The sequence below is a fragment of the Streptomyces sp. NPDC017936 genome (assembly GCF_044328485.1).
Taxonomy (GTDB): domain Bacteria; phylum Actinomycetota; class Actinomycetes; order Streptomycetales; family Streptomycetaceae; genus Streptomyces.
In genome coordinates this window covers 136,841-156,167 of the sequence record NZ_JBIRHK010000004.1, presented here as the reverse complement: position 1 = coordinate 156,167, position 19,327 = coordinate 136,841, and the positions used below count along the sequence as shown (strand labels likewise).

At 73.3% G+C, this 19,327-nt stretch carries 17 protein-coding genes; 8 read left to right on the top strand and 9 right to left on the bottom strand.

The annotated features are described in order from the left end of the window. The first annotated feature begins 116 nt into the window (after positions 1–116). Together ACH4F6_RS10160 and ACH4F6_RS10155 are read left to right on the top strand one after the other, a co-directional pair. Positions 117–3,287: a COR domain-containing protein gene (locus tag ACH4F6_RS10160; RefSeq protein WP_397959468.1), complete on the top strand. Its 3,171-nt coding sequence runs from the start codon at positions 117–119 to the stop codon at positions 3,285–3,287. 101 nt (positions 3,288–3,388) lie between these two features. Further along, positions 3,389–3,880, top strand: a complete 492-nt coding sequence (locus tag ACH4F6_RS10155; RefSeq protein WP_397959467.1) for a MarR family winged helix-turn-helix transcriptional regulator — start codon at positions 3,389–3,391, stop codon at positions 3,878–3,880. 62 nt (positions 3,881–3,942) lie between these two features. Here ACH4F6_RS10155 and ACH4F6_RS10150 read toward each other — a convergent pair whose 3' ends face one another. Then, positions 3,943–4,728: a protein phosphatase 2C domain-containing protein gene (locus ACH4F6_RS10150; protein ID WP_397959466.1), complete on the bottom strand. Its 786-nt coding sequence runs from the start codon at positions 4,726–4,728 to the stop codon at positions 3,943–3,945. A 367-nt stretch (positions 4,729–5,095) separates the two neighbouring features. Here ACH4F6_RS10150 and ACH4F6_RS10145 point away from each other — a divergent pair, with 367 nt between their 5' ends. The 5 genes from ACH4F6_RS10145 to ACH4F6_RS10125 are packed head-to-tail and all read left to right on the top strand — an operon-like array spanning position 5,096 to position 11,076. Further along, a complete protein-coding gene (locus ACH4F6_RS10145) occupies positions 5,096–8,209 on the top strand; it encodes a nitrate- and nitrite sensing domain-containing protein (RefSeq protein ID WP_397959465.1) in 3,114 nt (1,037 codons plus the stop codon). Next, on the top strand, positions 8,206–8,709 hold the full coding sequence (locus ACH4F6_RS10140; RefSeq protein ID WP_397959464.1) for a roadblock/LC7 domain-containing protein: 504 nt from the start codon (positions 8,206–8,208) through the stop codon (positions 8,707–8,709). The genes ACH4F6_RS10145 and ACH4F6_RS10140 overlap by 4 nt, the downstream gene beginning before the upstream one ends. Beyond that, complete coding sequence (locus ACH4F6_RS10135) at positions 8,706–9,182, top strand: DUF742 domain-containing protein (protein WP_397959463.1); 477 nt, start codon at positions 8,706–8,708, stop codon at positions 9,180–9,182. The genes ACH4F6_RS10140 and ACH4F6_RS10135 overlap by 4 nt, the downstream gene beginning before the upstream one ends. Beyond that, the gene (locus ACH4F6_RS10130; protein WP_397959462.1) at positions 9,163–9,807 is read left to right on the top strand and encodes a GTP-binding protein; all 645 of its coding nucleotides are present in this window, start codon (positions 9,163–9,165) and stop codon (positions 9,805–9,807) included. The genes ACH4F6_RS10135 and ACH4F6_RS10130 overlap by 20 nt, the downstream gene beginning before the upstream one ends. A 15-nt stretch (positions 9,808–9,822) precedes the next feature. Beyond that, on the top strand, positions 9,823–11,076 hold the full coding sequence (locus ACH4F6_RS10125; RefSeq protein ID WP_397959461.1) for a styrene monooxygenase/indole monooxygenase family protein: 1,254 nt from the start codon (positions 9,823–9,825) through the stop codon (positions 11,074–11,076). Positions 11,077–11,172: 96 nt separating this feature from the next. On the opposite strand, the gene ACH4F6_RS10120 is transcribed toward ACH4F6_RS10125, so the two are convergent. The 4 genes from ACH4F6_RS10120 to ACH4F6_RS10105 form a co-directional block, all read right to left on the bottom strand. Continuing rightward, positions 11,173–12,339: an NlpC/P60 family protein gene (locus ACH4F6_RS10120; protein WP_397959460.1), complete on the bottom strand. Its 1,167-nt coding sequence runs from the start codon at positions 12,337–12,339 to the stop codon at positions 11,173–11,175. A 103-nt stretch (positions 12,340–12,442) separates the two neighbouring features. Continuing rightward, the gene (locus ACH4F6_RS10115) at positions 12,443–12,745 is read right to left on the bottom strand and encodes a hypothetical protein (RefSeq protein ID WP_397959459.1); all 303 of its coding nucleotides are present in this window, start codon (positions 12,743–12,745) and stop codon (positions 12,443–12,445) included. A 14-nt stretch (positions 12,746–12,759) separates the two neighbouring features. Beyond that, positions 12,760–13,410 (bottom strand): TetR/AcrR family transcriptional regulator, encoded by a 651-nt coding sequence (locus ACH4F6_RS10110; protein ID WP_397959458.1) that lies wholly within the window; start codon positions 13,408–13,410, stop codon positions 12,760–12,762. A gap of 35 nt (positions 13,411–13,445) precedes the next feature. Then, entirely contained in the window at positions 13,446–14,384 is a 939-nt protein-coding gene (locus ACH4F6_RS10105) for a diiron oxygenase (protein ID WP_397959457.1), read from the bottom strand. A gap of 146 nt (positions 14,385–14,530) precedes the next feature. On the opposite strand from ACH4F6_RS10105, the gene ACH4F6_RS10100 reads away from it, so the two are divergent. Continuing rightward, a complete protein-coding gene (locus tag ACH4F6_RS10100) occupies positions 14,531–15,367 on the top strand; it encodes a hypothetical protein (RefSeq protein WP_397959456.1) in 837 nt (278 codons plus the stop codon). 87 nt (positions 15,368–15,454) lie between these two features. On the opposite strand, the gene ACH4F6_RS10095 is transcribed toward ACH4F6_RS10100, so the two are convergent. The 4 genes from ACH4F6_RS10095 to ACH4F6_RS10080 all read right to left on the bottom strand — a co-directional run bounded on the left by ACH4F6_RS10095 (position 15,455) and on the right by ACH4F6_RS10080 (position 19,301). Then, on the bottom strand, positions 15,455–15,961 hold the full coding sequence (locus ACH4F6_RS10095; RefSeq protein WP_397959455.1) for a DUF3291 domain-containing protein: 507 nt from the start codon (positions 15,959–15,961) through the stop codon (positions 15,455–15,457). A gap of 45 nt (positions 15,962–16,006) precedes the next feature. Continuing rightward, positions 16,007–17,464 (bottom strand): peptidoglycan D,D-transpeptidase FtsI family protein, encoded by a 1,458-nt coding sequence (locus ACH4F6_RS10090; protein ID WP_397959835.1) that lies wholly within the window; start codon positions 17,462–17,464, stop codon positions 16,007–16,009. A 20-nt stretch (positions 17,465–17,484) separates the two neighbouring features. After that, positions 17,485–18,855 (bottom strand): FtsW/RodA/SpoVE family cell cycle protein, encoded by a 1,371-nt coding sequence (locus ACH4F6_RS10085; protein ID WP_397959454.1) that lies wholly within the window; start codon positions 18,853–18,855, stop codon positions 17,485–17,487. A 71-nt stretch (positions 18,856–18,926) separates the two neighbouring features. Beyond that, positions 18,927–19,301: an SH3 domain-containing protein gene (locus tag ACH4F6_RS10080; RefSeq protein WP_397959453.1), complete on the bottom strand. Its 375-nt coding sequence runs from the start codon at positions 19,299–19,301 to the stop codon at positions 18,927–18,929. Positions 19,302–19,327: the final 26 nt, after the last annotated feature.

Sequence of the window (19,327 nt, the reverse complement as noted above, 5' to 3'; positions counted from 1 at the left end):
ACCCGATGGGGTGAAAGTGCGGGAAACCACTCCTTCGGGAGCGTGAGGAGCATCACACTGGCCCGACTGGTGGGGAGCCGACGTCCGGGGGGACAGGTATGGGCCTTGAGGCAGAAGTGGCACAGGCGATCTCCGCGGCGCGGGGACGCAGGAGTCTGGACCTGGGCGGCGTGGGGCTGACCGAGCTGCCTCCGGCAGTCCGTGAACTCCGCCATCTGCACCGGCTCGCCCTCGGCAGGAACCACTTCTCGGAACTGCCCAAGTGGCTCGGCGAACTGGCGGGCCTCCAGGAGATCCACCTGGAGAACAACCACATCACCGAGCTCCCCGACTCGCTCTCCGGCCTGCCGCGTCTGAGCCTGCTGTCCCTGGGATCCAACGGTCTGACGGAGATTCCGGCCGTGGTGCGGACCCTTCCCCATCTCGGCGAACTGGGCCTCCAGGGGAACGACATCACCGAGCTGCCCGACTGGATCGGCGAACTCACCGCGCTGCGCGAACTCAACCTGGACCGGAACGCCGTCGCGCGTCTGCCGGAGTCGTTCGGCCGGCTCGTCGGGCTGCGGAGGCTCGACATGGACTTCAACCGGCTGGCCGAGGTGCCGACCCCGTTACGCGGACTCACCTCGCTGAGGACGCTGTACCTGGCCGACAACCAGATCGGCGAACTGCCCGAGTGGCTCTGGCACCTCCCCGCGCTGGAGACGCTCATGGTGTCCGGCAATCCCCTCACGCGGTTCCCGGACCACATCGGACCCGGCTCCGTGCTGCGCCAGCTCGGCGTCGACCGCTGCGGACTGAGCGAACTCCCCGGCTCCATAGGTGCCCTCTCCCGCCTCGCCGCGCTGATCCTGCGTCAGAACGGCCTGCGGGACCTGCCGGACTCGGCGGGGCAGCTCTCGGACGGTCTCGGGCTCGCCCTGGAAGGCAATCCCCTCACCGCCCTCCCTCCCGAGGTCCTGTCCGCCGGCACCCCCACCCTCCTCGCCTTCCTCCGCGAGCGAGCCGTCGCCTCGACCCCCCAGTGGTCCTCCAAGATCGTCGTCGTCGGCGAGGGGCGTGCCGGGAAGACCTCGCTGCTCAAGGCCGTGCGCAACGAGGCGTTCGATCCGCAGGAGAGCAGCACCCACGGGCTCAACGTGGACAGCCTGCGGCTCCCGCACCCGGACCCGGCGCACGCCGGCGTCACCATGAACCTGGCCACCTGGGACTTCGGCGGGCAGGAGATCTACCACGCGACGCACCAGTTCTTCCTCACGGACCGCTCGCTCTTCGTGCTGGTCTGGGACGCACAGGTGGGCTGGGAGGCCAGCAAGCTCTACTACTGGCTGGACATGATCAAGGCCAGGGCGCCGCGGGCCCCCGTCGTCCTCGTGGCGACGCATCTCGGTCCCCGGCCCGCCGAGCTCCCCCTGGCCGAGCTCCAGGCGGCCTATCCGGGCCTCATCGTCGACTCGCTGGCCGCCGACAGCATGACCCGCGAGGGAATCGACGCCGTCGTGGAAGGCCTGGCCCGGCACGCCGCGCACCTGCCCCTGATGGGGGTGCTCTGGCCGCAGACCTGGCTCCAGGCGGCGGAAGCCGTGCGGGCCGACCCGCGCAACCACGTCACCCCGGAGGAATTGAACCGGCTCCTCGAGACGAACGGCGTCACGGACCCCGACCACCAGCGCGGCCTGCGCGCGGCCCTCCACAGCCTCGGCGACATCCTCGCCTACACGGACGATCCGGAGCTGGAGGACATCGCCGTCCTGCGTCCGCAGTGGGTGACCGACTACGTCAGCAAGGTTCTCGACTCGCGGCGGGTGCGGGACTCCCGGGCGCTGTTCACCAAGCGGCACCAGGGGGAGCTGTGGGCCGACCTCGACCCGAGTCTGCGCCGCCACTTCGTGGCGATGATGGAGCACTTCGACCTCTCGTACCGCACGGACGACGGCACGAGCAGCCTCGTCGTGGAGCTGCTGCCGCTGGACCCGCCCGACTACAGGACGGAATGGGAGGCGGCCGGGCAACCGCAGCACCGGGAGATCCGGCTGCGCTACCGGCTGCACACGGTGCCCCCGGGCATCCCCACCTGGTTCATCGCCCGTGAGCACCGCTTCACCGCGGGTCTGCACTGGCGCAGTGGCGCCCTGCTGCGGCAGTCCACCGCCGACGGCGACCACACCGCGCTCGTGACGGTGGACCGGCTGACGAAGACCGCCGAACTGCGGGTGCGCGGGCCCTACCCGCAGGACTTCTTCGCGGTGCTCAAGGACGGCTTCGAGCAGACGCTGCAGCGGTATCCCGGGCTGGAGATCACCCGCATCGTGCCGTGCCCCGGCCGGCTCCCCGACGGCTCCCATTGCACGCACGAGTTCCCCCACGAGCAGCTCAAGGACCGGCTGACCCGCCGGCCTCCCCGCGAGAAGATCGAGTGCCCAGTCGACTACGAGAACCACGACGTCCGGCTGCTCCTGCAGGGCATCGAGTCCCCGACGGCCGACGTCTCCGCGCGGATGGCCCAGGAGACCAAGGAGGCGGTGCAGACCCTGCAGGCGCTGGTCGAGCAGCAGGGCCGGGACCAAGCGGCACGCCAGACGGACCTGCTGGAACAGCTGCAGCTCGCCAGAGCGCAGCGGTTCGCGATCGCCGCAGAGCAGCAGCGGGCGGCGCTGACCGCCTGGCGCGGCAGCCTGAGCACCCAGGGCGTGAGCTGCCCGACCCTGCTGTCGGTGACACGGGTCGACCGGCGGCGTGCCCTGGGCCTGCTGCCGGGGGCCGTGCTGCGGCTGCGGCTGTACTGCGAGGCGCCGGGCGCCTGGCACCCGGCGCCGGGGCACGAGCCGTACGAGTTCCGCGCGACCTCGCAGAAGGTGCAGGACCTGCTGCCGTACGCGCGGACGGTGCTGCAGGTGCTGCGGTACGCCGTGCCGGTGGCGGGGGCGGTGCTGGGGGTCGCGGCCGACGACCTGAACAAGCAGCTCAAGGACGACATCGCCCTGATGAAGGCGCTCGTCGACGCGACCCAGGGCATCGACGGCATGGATCCCCTGGACTCGCCCCGGCCCATGATCAGGGCGGAGTGGGACTCGGAGTTCCGCGCCATGCTCGCCCTGCTCACCAAGCTCGATCCCGAGCGGCGCTGGGGCGGGCTCAACAAGGTGGTGACGCCGGAGGGCGACACCTTCTGGCTCTGCGAGCACCACGCCCGGCCCTATCTGCCGCCCCGGCCGAGGCTTCCGTACGCCGACGGCGCTCCGCCCCTCCCGCCCGTCCCGCCCCTTCCGCCCCTTCCGCCCCTGTGAGCGTCCCCGGCCGGCGGGGCGGGTGCGCCGGGCCCACCTCCCGACCCGGTGGAGGACCACGCACGTAGAATCGGCGCGGGACCCGGATCAGGAGCGCTGACGTGCACGAGGACGGAAACGGCGACGGACGCGGGAGCGCGTCCGCGATGCCGTCGACAGGTGTGGACCGGGAGTTCCTGTCCCTGGAGCGGGAACTGACGGTGCTGCTGCGCCGCGCCCGGGCCAACCAGGGGGAGATGGCCCGCGAGGTCCACCCGGACCTGGAGTCCGCGGCGTACGGCCTGCTCGTGCGGCTCGAGGAGTGCGGACGCCGGCGCGCGACCGAGCTCGCCGCCTACATCGGCGTCGGCAAGGCCACCATGTCCCGCCAGCTGCGCGCCCTGGAGGAGCTCGGCCTGATCGCCCGGGAACCGGATCCGGCGGACGGACGGGCCTGGCTGGTCGACCTGACCGAGGAGGGCCGCACCCGGGTGAGCCGGGTCCGCGAGGCCCGCCGGGCCCGCTACGTCAGCCAGCTCGCGCACTGGGACCGCGGGGAGGTCGCGGAGCTCGCGCGGCTGCTCCACGAACTGAACCGGGGCATGGCCAAGTAGCGGGCCGCGGCCCGGCAGAGGGGCGGCCCGGCACGGGGAGCGGGGTGCTCCCGGCGTCGGCGTCACAGCTCCACGAACACCACCGTCGCGTCGTCGTGCCTCTTGCCGCGGCCCGGCAACGCCCGACCGGTGTCCGCCCGCTCCAGCTCCCGCACGCGTTCCACCAGCGCCCGCGCCCCCTGCCGGCGCACCTGGGCGAACAGGTCCGCCCAGTCGCCCTCCCGGAACCTCTCCACCCAGCGCGCCGCCCCGTCCGAGAGGGCGGCGAGCGCCGCCACCCCGGTGCGCGGCAGGGTGCCGGTGACCGCGCGGGCGGCGACCGCCGGGTCGGCCGCGGCGGTGAAGAAGCCGCCCTCCTTGTTGCGGGCCCGCGCGTCGCAGATCTCCGCGCTCGCCAGCAGGGCGGGCGGGAGGAGGGCCAGGCGGTCGTCGAGGACGGGGGTGACCGTGCCGTCGGGAGCCGCCACCAGGAGGACCGCGTCGGACAGGACCAGGTACTCGACCGACTCCGGGGACCAGCGGGCGACGGCCACCGTCGCCTGCGGGGTGCGCGGGTGAGAAAGGTCACAGGTCGCGGCGTGGGTGTCGGCGGTACGCGCGATGGCGCGGGCCAGCGCCTCGGCCAGCGGAACATCCGGGAGCGAAACGGTCAGTTCGGTCAGTGCCCCGCCCAGGCGCGCGGTGTACCAGGGGACCGGATGCAGACAGCCGGAGTCGCCCCGCGGCGGCGTCACTCCGTCCAGCACGACGAGCGAACCACCCTGTCCGCAGGCGGGAAGTCCGACACTCGCGAAGTCCTCGTTGGGGCGGGTCCGATCGCCGGGCTCGGACACGAGTTCCGTACGCATCCGGCCAGTCTGCACGACCCCTCCACACCCTCCACGAAAGGCTGGCAGTGCTCCCCGGGTTGGCGCGCCCTCGCAGGTCAGACGCCTGTTTTGGGCGGTAATGAAGCACTCCGGGAAGGCGTGGCGGCGAATATTGCCAAAGCCCGCCGTCCACGTCCAACCGGCGCTCCGCGCAAGGCCGTCGCACACGCCAGAGGAACTTGCCCGCCCGCTCCCCTCCGATGTTCACTCCTTCGGGTGGCGGGGCCGGCGTTGCGCGGCCCGCGCCCACCGGCACTGGGAGGGTCGGGGACCGTACCGGACGTACGCACCAGTTGACGGGGCGTCATCCGGCCCATGGGTACACGAGTCAGGAATGCGAGCACCGGTGCAGAAGACGCGGCCTCGGCGCACAGGCAGGCAGACGGCCTCCGAGGGGGGCGCGGAGCGCACCCCTGTCGGCAAGGGCCGTCCGACCCACGTACGCAACCGGCTGATCGTCGCGGTCGCCGTGGTGGCCGCCGCCGTCGCCGGCGCCGGCGCCCCCTCGATCCTCGCCGCCTCCGGGCAGTTGAAGGACTCCCAGGATCTGGTGACCCTGGCCGAGCGGACCCAGGACGCCCTGGCGCTCGCCCAGTCGATCGCCGACGAGCGCGACGAGGTCACCGCCTACGTCGCGGCCGGCCGGACCAAGTCCGCGGCGCCCTCCGCGCAGAGCAGCGCCCGCGTCGACCGTCAGGTGCGGGAGCTGACCGCCGACACCGACACGCCCGCCGCGCTCCGCGAGGACCTCGGCGGCATCGCCTCCGTCCGCCAGGCGGCCCTCACCGGCAAGAGCAGCGCGCTGGAGGCGCACGAGGCGTACTCGGCCGCGATCGCCGCGCTGCACGGGCTCGCCGAGCGGCTCGCCGAGCAGATGCCCTCCCGGGCCGGCTCCGGCGCCCACGCCCTCGCCGACCTCGACACCGCCGTCCAGCAGGCCGCCGCGGCCCGCGGACTGCTGCTCGCCGCGCTGAGCGTGCCGACGTCCACCGAGAGCGTCTACGACCCCGTCACCGGCCTGACGTCCACCGAGACCGTCTCCTCCAAGGCCGGCGCCAAGCAGCGCGACGCCCTCACCGCCGCCGCGCAGCAGGCCCGGCTGCGCTCCGACGCGGCGCTGGCCGCGTTCCGGGAGAGCGCCCCCGACGAGGTCGTCGACTCCTACGACTCCACGGTCACCGGCGGTGAGGTCGAGACCGCCGAGAAGTACCTGGCGGCCCTCACCGACCAGCCGGAGCTGAGCGACGACGAGCTCGACACCGGCACCAAGAAGCTGGACGCCGCGCTCTCCGCCCGCGTCGACCTGATGCGCGGCGCCGAGTCCTCCTTCTACGACCACCGCACCAAGGACCTCGCCCGACTGCGCGACGACGACGTCACCGCGCTGGAGATCCGCGTCGCCCTCCTCGGCGCCCTGGTGCTGGTCACCATCGGCATCGCCACCGCCATGGCCCGCAGCCTCACCCGCCCGCTGGCCGTCCTGCGGATCGGCTCCGCCCGGCTCGCGGGCGCCGAGCACCCGCCCGGCGAGGAGCCGATCCGGTTCACCGGGCGCAACGACGAGTTCGCCCAGGTCGTCCGTTCCGTCAACGCCCTGCACGAGCACGCCGTCGCCCTGCACGAGCGCGTCACCACCCTGGAGTCGGACCGCAAGCACCTCGTCGGCCAGCGCCAGAAGATGGCCGACGCCCGCGAGGAACTGCGCGCCGAACTCGACGACGCCGCCGCCCGGCTGGAGCGGCTGCGCACCAGCATCAGCGGCACCTTCGTCAACCTCTCCCTGCGCACCCTCGGCCTGGTCGAACGCCAACTGGCCGTCATCGAGGGCCTGGAGGAGCGCGAACAGGACCCCGACCGCCTGGCCACCCTCTTCAAGCTCGACCACTTCGCCACCGTCATGCGCCGGCACAGCGAGAACCTGCTGGTGCTGGCGGGCACGGAGCACGTCCAGCAGCACGCGGGCCCGATCCCGCTGGTGGACGTGGTCCGGGCGGCGGTCAGCGAGATCGAACGCTACGAACGCGTCCGCATCTCCGCCCTCCCGCCGCACGCGCACGTGGCCGGCTTCGCCGCCGACGACCTCAGTCACCTCCTGGCCGAGCTGATGGAGAACGCCACCTCGTTCTCCCCGCCGGACCTGCCCGTCGAGATCTCCGGCTGGCTCCTGGAGAACGGCGAGGTCATGCTCTCCGTCCAGGACGAGGGCATCGGCATGACCGAGGAGCGCCTGAGCGGTCTCAACGCCCGTCTCACCGAGTTCGACCCGGACACCCCCTACGACCAGGAGGGCGAGGAGGGCCTCGGCCTCGGGCTGTACGTCGTGGCCCGCCTCGCCCACCGGCACGGGGTGCGGGTGCGGCTGCGCGAGCAGAAGCAGGGCGGGATCGCCGCGGTCGTCGTCCTGCCGACCCCGCTGCTGGCCACGGCCCCCGCGGCCGCGGTCCCGGCGGCCGCACCGGACGCCTCCGCCTCCTTCTCCCTCCCCGGCGCGAACGCCGAGGCCAACTCCAACGTCCTCCCCGGCCGCCCCAAGGGAACCGGCGACCCCCTGGTCGCCCTCGCCGAGAAGGCGGTCCGCAAGGCCGGCTCGGACACCCCGTCCGAGACGACGATGGAACTCCTGATCCCGGCCCAGCAGGGCGACCCGGAGGGGCCCCGGAAGGACCGGGCACCCGGGGACGACACGGCCGCCGGGGACGAACGGGCTCCGTCGGGCGACCGTCCGGCCGAGGACCACCACGAGCCGTCGGACGACCGAACGGCAGAGACCGACCGCGAGCCGTCGGGCGACCGTCCGGCCGAGGGCGGCCGTGCGGTGTCGGACGACCAGGCGTCCACGGGCGACCGTGAGTCGTCGGGCGACCGTGAGTCGTCGGGCGACCGTGCGCTGTCCGGCGACCGGTCCGCCGGGTACGACCGCGACCGGACGTCCGAGGACCGCCCCGAGCCGTCGGGCGGACCGGCGTCCACGGACGGCCCCGAGCCGTCGGACCACCGGCCCGCGGGCCGGCAGGCCGCAGACCACCGGCCCGCGGGCGCCGCCCCCGCACCCGCGGCCGCCGGCGGCGAGGGCGCCCCGCCGGGGTCGCCCGCACCCGGCGACGGGAGCGGCACGGGCGGTCCGGGTGACGCGAGCACGCCCGCCGAAGGCGAAGCCGGGGCGGAGCACGCCCGCACCCCCGACGCCCCGCAGGACGTCCTCACCGACAAGGGCCTGCCCAAGCGCACCCCCAGGATCACCTCCCCCGCACCGGCCCCGCGCCTGCGGACCGGCTCCGTGGACGCCGAAGCCCTCCGCCGCCGTCTGGGCGGCTTCCGCCGGGGGGCGGAGGCCGGCTACCGGGACGTGGAGACGGAGATTGCCGAACAGACGGCCCAGAACAAGGCGCCGTCACCGCAAGAAGCACACGCACACGCCGAAGAAGACACGGGGGGCACAGTCGAGGAGGCAAGCAGTTGACCGCGCCCAGTACCTTCGGACTGAGCAGTGAAGCCCGCAACCTGCACTGGCTGTTGACGAACCTCGTGGAGGAGGTGCCGGGCATCCAGTCCGTCGCGGTCGTCTCCTCCGACGGCCTGCTCCTGCTCTCCTCGGACCCGGGGCGCAACGACGCGGCCCGCCAGGCCGAGGGAACCAGACCCACCGGTCCGCGGGGCTCGTCCGCCGACCTCGCCACCATCGTCTCCGGCATCGGCAGCCTCACCATCGGCGCCGCCAAGCTCATGGAGTCCGGCGGGGTCAAGCACACCATGGTCGCCATGGAGGAGGGCAGCCTGTTCGTGATGTCGATCAGCGACGGCTCCCTGCTCGGCGTCCACGGTTCCGCCGACTGCGACATGAGCGTGGTGGCGTACCACATGGCCCTCTTCGTGGGCCGCGCCGGCCACGTCCTGACCCCCGAACTCCGCAGCGAGCTCAGGAAGTCCCTGGAGTCCGAGACCGCGGGGAGCAGCCGATGAGCGCCGAGCCGAAACAGCCGCAGCGGGGGAAGGCCCGGCAGCCCGGGACGACCCCGCCGGCCCCCAGGCAGCAGCTCCCCGTCCGCGGCGGCGACCGCAGGCCCGCCCGCGTGCGCCCGTACTCGCTGACCGGCGGCCGCACCCGCTTCGGCCACGTCCTCCTCGTCGAGACGTTCGTGGCGACCACGGCGGAACTCGAGGCGCCGAAGGAGCGCAGGGAACTGACGACGGGCTCCCTGACCACCCGGGTGATGCCGGAGCTGCGGGCCATCGTCGAACTGTGCCGCCGTATGCGTACGGTGGCGGAGATCGCCGCGCTGCTGAAGATGCCGCTCGGCGTGGTCCGGGTGCTCCTCAGCGACCTCGCGGACCAGGGAAAGATCCGTGTGTACGGCACCGGGACCGGTCACGGTACGGGCCGTCCCGACCGCGCTCTGCTGGAAAGGGTGCTGAGTGGACTCCGTCGTCTCTGACGCCGCTCGTGGTGTCTCCCCCCTCGTCGAACCCGAGCCCGACGAGACCTTGCGGCCCTGGCAGACGGACCGCACCCGCGCCCCCATCGCCACGAAGATCGTGGTGGCCGGTGGCTTCGGCGTCGGCAAGACCACGCTCGTCGGCACCGTCTCGGAGATCACGCCCCTGCAGACCGAGGCGCTGATGACCGAGGCGAGCGAGGGCACCGACGACCTCACCGGCACGCCCGAGAAGGTCACCACCACGGTGGCCATGGACTACGGCCGCATCACGCTCGACGACGACCTGGTGCTCTACCTGTTCGGCACGCCGGGCCAGCAGCGGTTCTGGTTCATGTGGGACGACCTGGTGCGCGGCGCGATCGGCGCGGTGGTCCTCGCCGACACCCGCCGCCTGAAGGACTGCTTCCCGGCGCTGGACTACTTCGAGAGCTGCGGGCTGCCCTACGTCGTCGCGGTCAACCACTTCGACGACAGCGAGCTGTTCGAACCGGAGGACGTGCGGGAGGCGTTGACGATCCCCGCGCACATACCTGTCATGATCATGGATGCGCGGCGCCGGATCTCGGTGATCGAGACCCTCCTGGCCCTCGTCGGTCACGCGCTCGACGAAACCCCCGAGTAGGAGACACCCCTTCGCATGCGGAAGATACTCGTCGTCGGAGCCGGCCAGTCCGGCCTCCAGCTCGCTCTCGGCCTCCAGTCGCACGGGTACGAGGTCACCCTGATGTCCAACCGGACCGCGGACGAGATCCGCGCCGGCCGGGTGATGTCGACCCAGTGCATGTTCCACACGGCCCTCCAGCACGAGCGTGATCTCCAGCTGAACTTCTGGGAGTCCCAGGCCCCGAAGATCGAGGGACTCGGCGTCTCGGTGGCGGCCCCCGGCTCGCACGACCCGGGCCCGACCCAGCGCGCGATCGACTGGCTGGGCCGGCTCGACGGGTTCGCCCAGTCCGTGGACCAGCGGGTCAAGATGGCCGGCTGGATGGAGATCTTCGCGCAGCGCGGCGGCCAGCTGGTGATCCACGGCGCGGCCGTCTCCGACCTCGACTACTTCTCCCGCGCCTACGACCTCGTCCTGGTCTCGGCCGGCAAGGGCGAGCTCGTGCAGATGTTCGGCCGCGACGCGGAGCTGTCGCCCTACAGCGAGCCGCAGCGCGCCCTGGCCGTGGCGTACGTCCACGGGCTGGGCCCGCGCCCGGAGCACCCGGACACGGACGCGGTCCGCTGCAACCTCGTCCCCGGGGTCGGCGAGCTGTTCGTCATGCCGACGCTGACCCTCTCCGGCCGCGCCGACATCCTCTTCTGGGAGGGCGTGCCCGGCGGCCCGCTCGACGTCTTCCGGGGCGTCAAGGACCCGGCGGAGCACCTCTCCCTGACCCTGGAACTCATGGAGCGGTTCACGCCCTGGGAGTACGCGCGGGCCACCAAGGTCGAACTGACCGACGCCGGCGGCACGCTGGCCGGCCGCTACGCCCCCACCGTCCGCAACCCGATCGGCCGCCTCCCCGGCGGCGGCCTGGTCCTCGGCGTCGCCGACGTGGTCGTCGCCAACGACCCGATCACCGGCCAGGGCTCCAACTCGGCGTCCAAGTGCGCGGCCTCCTACCTCGCCTCGATCCTCGAGCACGGCGAGAAGGAGTTCGACGAGGAGTGGATGCAGGCGACGTTCGACCGCTACTGGGACACCGCGCGGCACGTCACGAAGTGGACCAACGCGATGCTGGCGCCGCCGCCGGAGCACATCGTGAACCTGCTGGGCGCCGCCGGGCAGCTCCAGCCGGTGGCCGATCGTTTCGCCAACGCCTTCAACGACCCCGCGGACTTCGAGAACTTCTTCTACGAGCCGGAGAAGACGGCGGCGTACCTCGCCGAGGTGACCGGGGCCTGAGCGCCGCGGCGGGCGCGCGGGGCCGGCGGCCGCGGGCCGCGTGGGGCGCCGTCGCGCCCCTGCGGCAGCGCCGCACACCGGTACGGTCCCGCGCACCTAGGGGCGGGTCGCCTTCGGCGGGGTCGCCTTCGGCCGGGCCGCCTTCGGCGGGGTCGTCTTCGGCGGCGTGCGGGCCGTCAGGGGCTCGTAGCTCCGCAGGGGCGCGCTCTGCGGATCGGGGCGCACCGCCCCCAGGACCGGGTGGGACGCGATCGGGGAGACCTTGACCTTCTCGCCGGTGCGCGGGGCCTGGACCACCTGACCGCCGCCCAGGTACATCGCCACGTGCGTGGCCTCGGGGAAGTAGACGACCAGGTCGCCGGGGCGCAGTTCGGTCAGCGGGACGTGCTTCAGCCGGGCCCACTGCTGCTGGCTGGTGCGCGGGATGGGCGTCCCGGCGTGGCCCCACGCCTGGGAGGTCAGGCCCGAGCAGTCGTACGACCCGGGCCCCTCCGCACCCCACTGGTACGGCTTGCCGAGCTGCCGCACGGCGTAGCGCAGGGCCCGCTCGCCCCCGGCCGACGGGGGACGGGAGTCGCTGAGCGCGCCCGAGGCCATGAGCCGCGCCTGGGCCTCGGCGACGCCGTCGCGCTCGTACGCGGCGAGGGCGGTGAGCTGGGCGGCGGTGAGGGACGCGAGGAGCTTCTCCACGGCGGCGAGCCGGTGGCGCACGGCGTCGCGTTCCTTCTTCCGGCGCTCGGTGAGGGTGAGCTGGGCGTCGAGGGCGGCGCGGGCCCGGCGGGCGAGCCCGTCGGCCCTGAGCTCGCTGCCCTCCAGCCGCCCCACCGTCGTGGCGCGCTCCCGCGCCAGCCGGCCGATCACGTGCCCCTGGTCGAGGGCGTGCTGCGGGTCGCGGGCCAGCAGCAGCCGTAGGTAGGGGGAGAGGTCGGTGCTGTTCTGGTACTGCTGCCGGGCCAGCCGTCCGGCGGCGATCCGGCTCTCCCGCAGCGACAGGCGGGTCCTGGCCAGCTCGGCCTCGACGCGGCGGGCCTCGGCCCGGCGCTGCTTCAGCTTCTCCTCGGTGGCGTTGTAGGCCTCGGTGGCCTGTTCGGCCTGCCGGTACAGCTTCTGAAGGTCCGTCAGCAGTTTCGCCGTCGACCGCGCGCCGGGCGGCTGCGGGGGTTTCGGCGCGGCCGCGGCGACGGCGGGGACCAGTACGGTCTGCGCGGCCAGCATCGTCGTCGTGCAGGCCGTGCACACCCGACGCAACAGCCTTCCTGACACGTCATCACCTCCCTCGCGGGGCGGCCCCTCCACCCCGCACGGTGAGCATCAGGTGTGCGTGCCCGGCCCGCGGGTGAGGTCTGCGCGGTTCGGCGCAACAGGATCACCCGTCGGCGTCATCCCGCTTGCCGTCCGGCGTGGCGTCGGGCTTCGACCACGGCCACCTCGGCCGGCCGCCCGCCCGGCCCTGAGGGTCGTAGGCGTACTTCCAGCCCCGGTGCAGCCCGAGCTTCCCGCCGTGCCCGCGGGGCACGCGGCGGTAGACCAGGACGGTCGGCGGGCCGCCGGCCGCGTCGGGCACGGGGATGCGGTACGTCTTCGGCGGGTGTCCCGTCGGGCCCAGCAGCACGGGGAGGACGCGGCCGTCCATGGGGCCGCCCTCGAAGGGGGTGTCTTCGCTCTTCACGGCACCAGTGTCGATCAGGTCTCCGCGGCGAGCGCACCGTGGACCACGTCGGCGGTCTGCGGGTCCCGTGCCGCGGTCACCGTGAGGACGGCGACGAACTGGTCGACGAGCCAGTCCCGCAGCTCCTCGGCGGGCGGCTGCTGGTCCTCGTCGAGCCAGATCAGGGAGGCCGCCTCCACGGCGGTGATCCACATCCGGACGGTCATCCGCAGCCGGGGGCCGGGCGCGGTCACGCCGAGGTGGCTGTGGATGTGCTCGGCCGCGGCCCGCCGCACACCGTCCACGATGGCGGTCGTGCGGGACGTCTCGACGACGCTGCCGCCCTGGAGGAGGGCGCTGAACCCGGCGTCGTGCCGGCCGACGAAGGCGAGGTAGCGGTCCAGGGCGCGGCCGAGGCGGGGCAGCAGGGGGCCCTCGTGGGGCTCGTCGAAGCAGTTCCGGAGCTCGTCGGCGGCGGACCCGAGGGCGGCCTCGTACAGCTGCTGCTTGCCGCCGGGGAAGTACCGGTAGACCAGTGGCCGGGACACCCCGGCCGCCTCGGCCACGTCGTCCAGCGAGACGTCCTCGGGAACCCGGTGGGCGAAGAGGGTGAGCGCGGCGTCGAGCAGCTGACTGCGGCGCTCCTCGACGCTGAGACGACGGTAGGCGGGGGCGGCGGGGGTCATGCCGTGCAGCGTAATCGCCCGCCCCGGCGGCGTGCCTAAGCCAGCAGTCCGGAGGACTTCCACAGGCGCCGTCCCACCCCGCGCAGCACGCCGATGTCGTCGAGGAAGTCCGTCAGGCGCTTCGAGCCGGTCTGCATGACCTCCCGCCGGTGGCCGCTGGCCTTGACCTGCGCCATGGCCTCCCGCTTGTCCAGTCCCACGTTCGTGTAGACCTCGGGGTTCACGAACGCCACCGAGAACACCCGGGCGAACTCGCCGGACGTCACCCGGGTGAACTCCTGCGACCACCTCGGCGCCGTCACCATCTGGCGGCGCAGCTCCTCGCGGGCGTACCGCACGTGCCGGGCCTCCTCCACGACGTGGATGCGGGTGACGCCGCGGATCAGGGTCTGGACCCGCTCGTCGGGGAAGGTCAGCCGCTGCATCCAGTCGAGGACCTCCTCGCCGAGCAGGGTCGCGGTGAACGACCCGGGCGTGGTGGAGATCGTCTTGAACAGGCGGCCGAGGTGCTGGTGGGCGCGGCTCACCGGGTACCAGGGCGTGCCGCCGTGCGAGATCAGCCGGGCGAACATCTTCGAGTGCCGGCACTCGTCCTCGATCTCGGTCAGCGCGTACCGCACGTGCGCGCTCGTCGCCGACTTGTCGTAGATGTGCCGGACGAGCAGCTGCATCAGGATGATCTCGAACCAGATGCCGAGGGAGGCCAGTGCCGCCGCCTCGTGCTGCGACAGCAGGATCCGCTGCTCCTCGCTCATCCGCTTCCACAGGGGCGTGTCGTACAGCGACACCAGCTCCGGCGGCCAGAACCACTTGCCCTCCTCGAAGGGCGCGTCCCAGTCCAGCTCCTTGTCCGGGTCGAAGGAGTGCTTGGCGGAGGAGGCGAGCAGCCGCTCGGCCACCTGCTCCCGGTCCTTGAGCAGCCCGAGCGCATCGCGCAGCCCGTCGAGCGCGTCGGCTTCCGTGAGGGTCGTCATGGCTCTTATGAGACTGCTTGTCAGCAAGCTCGTCAATCCCTCGTGCGCGACTTCCCGTCGGCACGTGGGCGGCGCCGGCCCGGATCCGTGCGACGGGAGGGGTCTCCGGTGATCGGCGCCTCACCCCCGTGGAGTAACGTGCTGACGTGTCCACGCCTCCGCCGCCGCAGAACCCGTACGGCCCGCAGCCCCCGCAGGGCCCCCACGCGCCCCACCCCTACGGCCCCCAGGGCCGACAGCCCGGCCCGCCGCCCCCGCCCCCCGGCCCCTACGGGCAGCCGCCCGCGCCGCAGCCGTACGGCGCCCCGTACCCCCCGCCGCCCCACGGCTGGGCCCCGCCGCCGAAGAAGAGCCGGGTCGGGCTGGTGCTCGGGATCGTGGGCGGAGTCGTCGGGCTGGGCGTGGCCGGCCTGGTGGCGCTCGTCCTGATCGGAATGAAGGTCGAGAAGGACTTCCCCGACGCCGAGTACCGGCTCACCCTGCCCAAGACCCTCCTCGACGGGCGCTACGAGCTCGGCCAGGACCTCTCCGACAGCGAGGGCGAGTCGATCGAGAAGGAGATGGAGGGCGCCTGGGACGCCAAGGTCACCGACTCCGCGGTGGGGCAGTACGGCCTCAACGGCGACGAGACCGAGGGCGCGCTGGTGGTCTCGGGCATGTACGGCCGGTTCCAGAACACGGACGACAACCGCGACGCCATGCTGAAGGGCGTCGGCGAGGCCGACGGCCTGACGGTGGCCGTGCAGCCGAAGGACTTCCGTCCCGGCGGCGCGGACACCACGGTCACCTGCGAGGTGGTCTCCCAGTCGGAGGCCGGCGCCACCCTGGTGTATCCGGTCTGCGCCTGGGTGGACGGCAACACGGCGGCCGTCGTCGCCGAGATCACCGCGGAGAACGTCGGGCGGTCCGCCTCCGACATCGACCTGGAGGCGGCCGCCGAGACCGCCCTGCAGATCCGCTCGGAAACCCGGCAGCCGCTGTAGACCGCCGGGCCCCGGCCGTCCTCGCTCAGGCTGCCGGGGCCCGCCCGTCCCCGGTCGGGCGCGCCGGGCCCCGGCCGTCCCCCGTCCTCAGACCGAGCAGCCCAGGTCCTCCGGGACCGCGAGGCTCACCGGCTGCGCGCCCTGCGCCGGGAAGGACGTGCGCAGGGTGAAGGCGTAGGGGGTCGGGCCGTGCGCGCGCAGGTGCAGCAGCCGGGCCTCCGCCTCCGCGACCGTCGGGCGGTGCCCGGCCGGGACCCACCACAGGGCCGTCATCGCCTCCCGCACCCGCTCGAACCACTCCCGGCGGCGGGCGAGCATCTCGCGGTGGCGGCCCTGGTACATGTACGCGGTCAGGGCGTCGGCGTCCCGCCACACCGACATGTTGACGATCAGCCACTCGTCGCCGAAGACCGCGATGTCGGTCGCGTTGCCCTCCTCCGACTGCAGCCGCCACACGAAGCCGTCCGCCGCGTCCGCGTCCGCGTTGACCGGGTCGAGGGCGTCGACGAAGTCCTTCAACTCCGGTGAGTCCAAGGGAAACTTGAGGCGGGCGAGGTTGACCTGGGCGAGTTCGTGGGCGACGGCGTCAGTCATGTGCGCACGGTAGGGCGGGACCCGATCGGCCCGGTAGCCCCCGTCTCACGACGTGAGCACCGCCTCCATCACCGCCCGGGCGATCGGCGCCGCGAGGCCGCCGCCGGTGATGTCCCGCCGGTTCGCCGCCGAGTCCTCCACCACCACCGCGACCGCCACCTTCGGCTCCGGGTCCCGGTCCCCCTGCGCCCAGGACACGAACCAGGCGTACGGCGTCCCGGCGTTGCCGATGCCGTGCTGGGCGGTGCCGGTCTTGCCGCCGACGGTGGCGCCGGGGATCGCCGCGTTGCCGCCCGTGCCCCTGCGCACCACGTCCGTCATCAGCTGCCGCAGCCGCCGCGCCGTCGACGGGTACATCGCCTGCCGCGCCGGCCGCGGACCGGCCGCGGCGAGCGTCGTGCCGCCCCGCCGGGTCGTGCGTTCCACCAGGTACGGCGGGCGCACCTGCCCCCCGTTGGCGACGGCCGCCGCGACCATCGCCATCTGCAGGGGAGTGGCCCGCGTGTTGTACTGCCCGATCGAGGACAGCGCCAACTGCGCCCGGTCCAGGGAGGTGTCGAAGGTGCTCGGCGCCACCGAGAAGGGAACGCGCAGGTCGGTCGCGTTGAAGCCGAACGCCTCCGCCGTGGCCGCCATGTCCCGCAGCCCCACGTCCACCCCGAGCTTCGCGAACACCGTGTTGCACGACCACATGAAGGCGTCCCGCAGCGTGGCGTCCTCACACCCGTCGGACGCGTTCGCCAGATGGGTCCTCGTACCGGGCAGGGTGTAGGGGTCGGGGGAGTCGGTCGGCGTGTCCAGGCTCCCGATCACCCCCGCGTCCAGCGCCGCCGCCGCCGTCACCACCTTGAAGGTCGACCCCGGCGGATACGTCTGCCGCACCGCCCGGTTCAGCATCGGCCGGTCCGGGTCGGCGTTCAGCCGTGCCCACGCCTCCTTCGCCGCCGGCCCGTTGCCGGACAGGACGGCGGGGTCGTACGACGGCGCCGAGAACAGCGCGAGGATCCGTCCCGTCGACGGCTCCACCGCCGCCACCGCGCCCTTGCGCCCGGCCAGCCCCTGGTAGGCCGCCCGCTGGGCCCCCGCGTCGAGGGTCGTCACGACGTCCCCGCCCGCGGGCAGCGCGCGGGTGACGTCCGTCCACAGCGGGAACGGCGCGAGCAGCGGGTCCGTGCCGGACAGGACGCCGTCCTCGGTGTGCTCCAGGAGCGTCGTCCCGTACACCTGCGAGGCGAAGCCGGTCACCGCCGCGTACAACGGCCCGTCGGCGTACGAGCGTTCGTAGCGCAGCTGTTCGCCGGTGTCCCGGGAGCCGGTGACCCGTTCGCCGCCGATCAGGATGTCGCCGCGGGGCTGGCCGTAACGGACGATGGACGCACGCCGGTTGGCCGGGTTGTCGTCGTAGGACGAGGACCGGACGAACTGCACGCGGGCCGCGTTGACCAGCAGGGCCACCAGGAGCAGGGCGCAGAAGACGCCGGCGTGCCGGATGTGGCGGCTCATCACGGAGGTCGCCTCGCGTCTCACGGCGCCCCCTTCCCGTCGTACTGCCGCCGCGCCGAGTCGCTCACCCGGATCAGCAGCGCCACGATCGCCCAGTTGGTGACGACCGACGAGCCGCCCTGCGCCAGGAACGGCATCGCCATGCCGGTCAGCGGGATCAGCCCGGTGACCCCGCCCGCGATCACGAAGACCTGGAGCGCCACGATCGAGGCGAGACCGATCGCGAGGAGCCGGCCGAAGGGGTCGCGCAGGGCGAGGCCCGCCCGGTAGCCGCGTTCCACCAGCAGCCCGTACAGCAGGAAGAGGGCGCAGAGGCCGGCCAGGCCCAGTTCCTCGCCGGCCGTCGCCAGGATGAAGTCGGACTTGGCGGCGAAGCCGATCAGGACGGAGTGGCCGAGGCCCAGGCCGGTGCCGAGCACGCCGCCGGCCGCGAAGGAGAACAGCGACTGCGCGAGCTGGTTGGGGCCCTGGCCCGCCTCGATCGACGCGAACGGGTGCAGCCAGTCCTCGATCCGGCCGTGCACGTGCGGCTCCAGCCGGCCGACGGCGACCGCGCCGAGCGCCGCCAGCAGCAGCCCGACCGTGATCCAGCCGGTGCGGCCGGTGGCCACGTAGAGCATGACGACGAACAGGCCGAAGAAGAGCAGCGAGGTGCCCAGGTCGCGTTCGAGCACGAGGACGCAGACGCTCAGCAGCCAGATCGCGACGATCGGGCCGAGGACCCGGCCGGTGGGCAGCTGCATCCACCAGATCTTCCGGCCGGCGTACGCCAGCGCCGTGCGGTTGGCCGCCAGGTAGGCGGCGAAGAACACCGCGAGCAGCACCTTCGCGAACTCGCCCGGCTGGAGGGAGAACCCCGCGACGCGCACCCAGATGCGGGCGCCGTTCACCGCCGGGAAGAGGATCGGCAGCGTCAGCAGGACGAGGGCGGCGACCACGCTCACGTACGCGTACCGCTGGAGCACCCGGTGGTCGCGCAGCGCGGCCACCACGACGATGAACAGGGCCACGCCGAGCGTCGACCACACCAGCTGCGTGGGGGCCGCCCGGTCGTCGGGGGTCTCCAGGTCCAGCCGGTAGATCAGCACCAGGCCGATGCCGTTGAGCAGGACCGCGATGGGCAGCAGGAGGGGGTCGGCGCAGGGGGCGCGCAGCCGCACCGCCGCGTGCGCCAGCAGCGCGAGCACGCCGAGCCCGGCGCCATAACCGGCGGCGCCCGGCGGGATCGTGCCGGTCCTGGCGATCCCGACGGCGCAGTAGCCGTACACGGACAGCAGGACGGCCAGCAGGATGAGGGCGAGTTCGACACCGCGGCGCCGGGGGAGGGGGACCGCCGGCGTCGGTGCGTCGGCCGCCGCCCGGGGGACGGCTTCGGCTCCGGCTTGCATCATGTCCGGAACTTACCCAAATGCGACTCCTTGTGAGCCTTATGAGCCTCATGGGCCCCGGAATGGTTCCCGGGTCAGCACCGCCGGGGCGACGGCCCCAGATCGCGGATGTGGCGCGCCGAACCCCAGGCCCAGGCGCCGTCCGTGAGGCGGTACCACCAGGGGTTGCCGTCGACGCGCTGCCCGGTCTGCTTGCAGTAGACCGTGACGACGTCGCCCTTGAGCGCCACCCGGATCACTCTGCCGCCGCGGTTCGGCTCGCTGCGCAGCAGCAGCTGACGCGCCGTGACCACGCCCTTGTACAGGCGCGGAGCGTGGCCGCCGACCCGGTGGCCACCGGTGCTCCCGCCCTCGACGCCCGCGGTGGCGGGCGTGACGGCGGCCGCGCAGACGAGGGCGCCGGCGGCACCGGCTATGGCGAGGCGGGTGAGGGCGGGGCGCGGCGACATGGCCACCTCCATGAGCGGGGGCACAG

Coding starts and splice junctions, on each gene's coding strand:
- ACH4F6_RS10150 (WP_397959466.1), bottom strand. CDS start 4,728: ATGCGTACGGAACTCGTGTCCGAGCCCGGCGATCGGACCCGCCCCAAC.
- ACH4F6_RS10135 (WP_397959463.1), top strand. CDS start 8,706: ATGAGCGCCGAGCCGAAACAGCCGCAGCGGGGGAAGGCCCGGCAGCCC.
- ACH4F6_RS10125 (WP_397959461.1), top strand. CDS start 9,823: ATGCGGAAGATACTCGTCGTCGGAGCCGGCCAGTCCGGCCTCCAGCTC.
- ACH4F6_RS10110 (WP_397959458.1), bottom strand. CDS start 13,410: ATGACCCCCGCCGCCCCCGCCTACCGTCGTCTCAGCGTCGAGGAGCGC.
- ACH4F6_RS10105 (WP_397959457.1), bottom strand. CDS start 14,384: ATGACGACCCTCACGGAAGCCGACGCGCTCGACGGGCTGCGCGATGCG.
- ACH4F6_RS10095 (WP_397959455.1), bottom strand. CDS start 15,961: ATGACTGACGCCGTCGCCCACGAACTCGCCCAGGTCAACCTCGCCCGC.
- ACH4F6_RS10090 (WP_397959835.1), bottom strand. CDS start 17,464: ATGAGCCGCCACATCCGGCACGCCGGCGTCTTCTGCGCCCTGCTCCTG.
- ACH4F6_RS10085 (WP_397959454.1), bottom strand. CDS start 18,855: ATGATGCAAGCCGGAGCCGAAGCCGTCCCCCGGGCGGCGGCCGACGCA.
- ACH4F6_RS10080 (WP_397959453.1), bottom strand. CDS start 19,301: ATGTCGCCGCGCCCCGCCCTCACCCGCCTCGCCATAGCCGGTGCCGCC.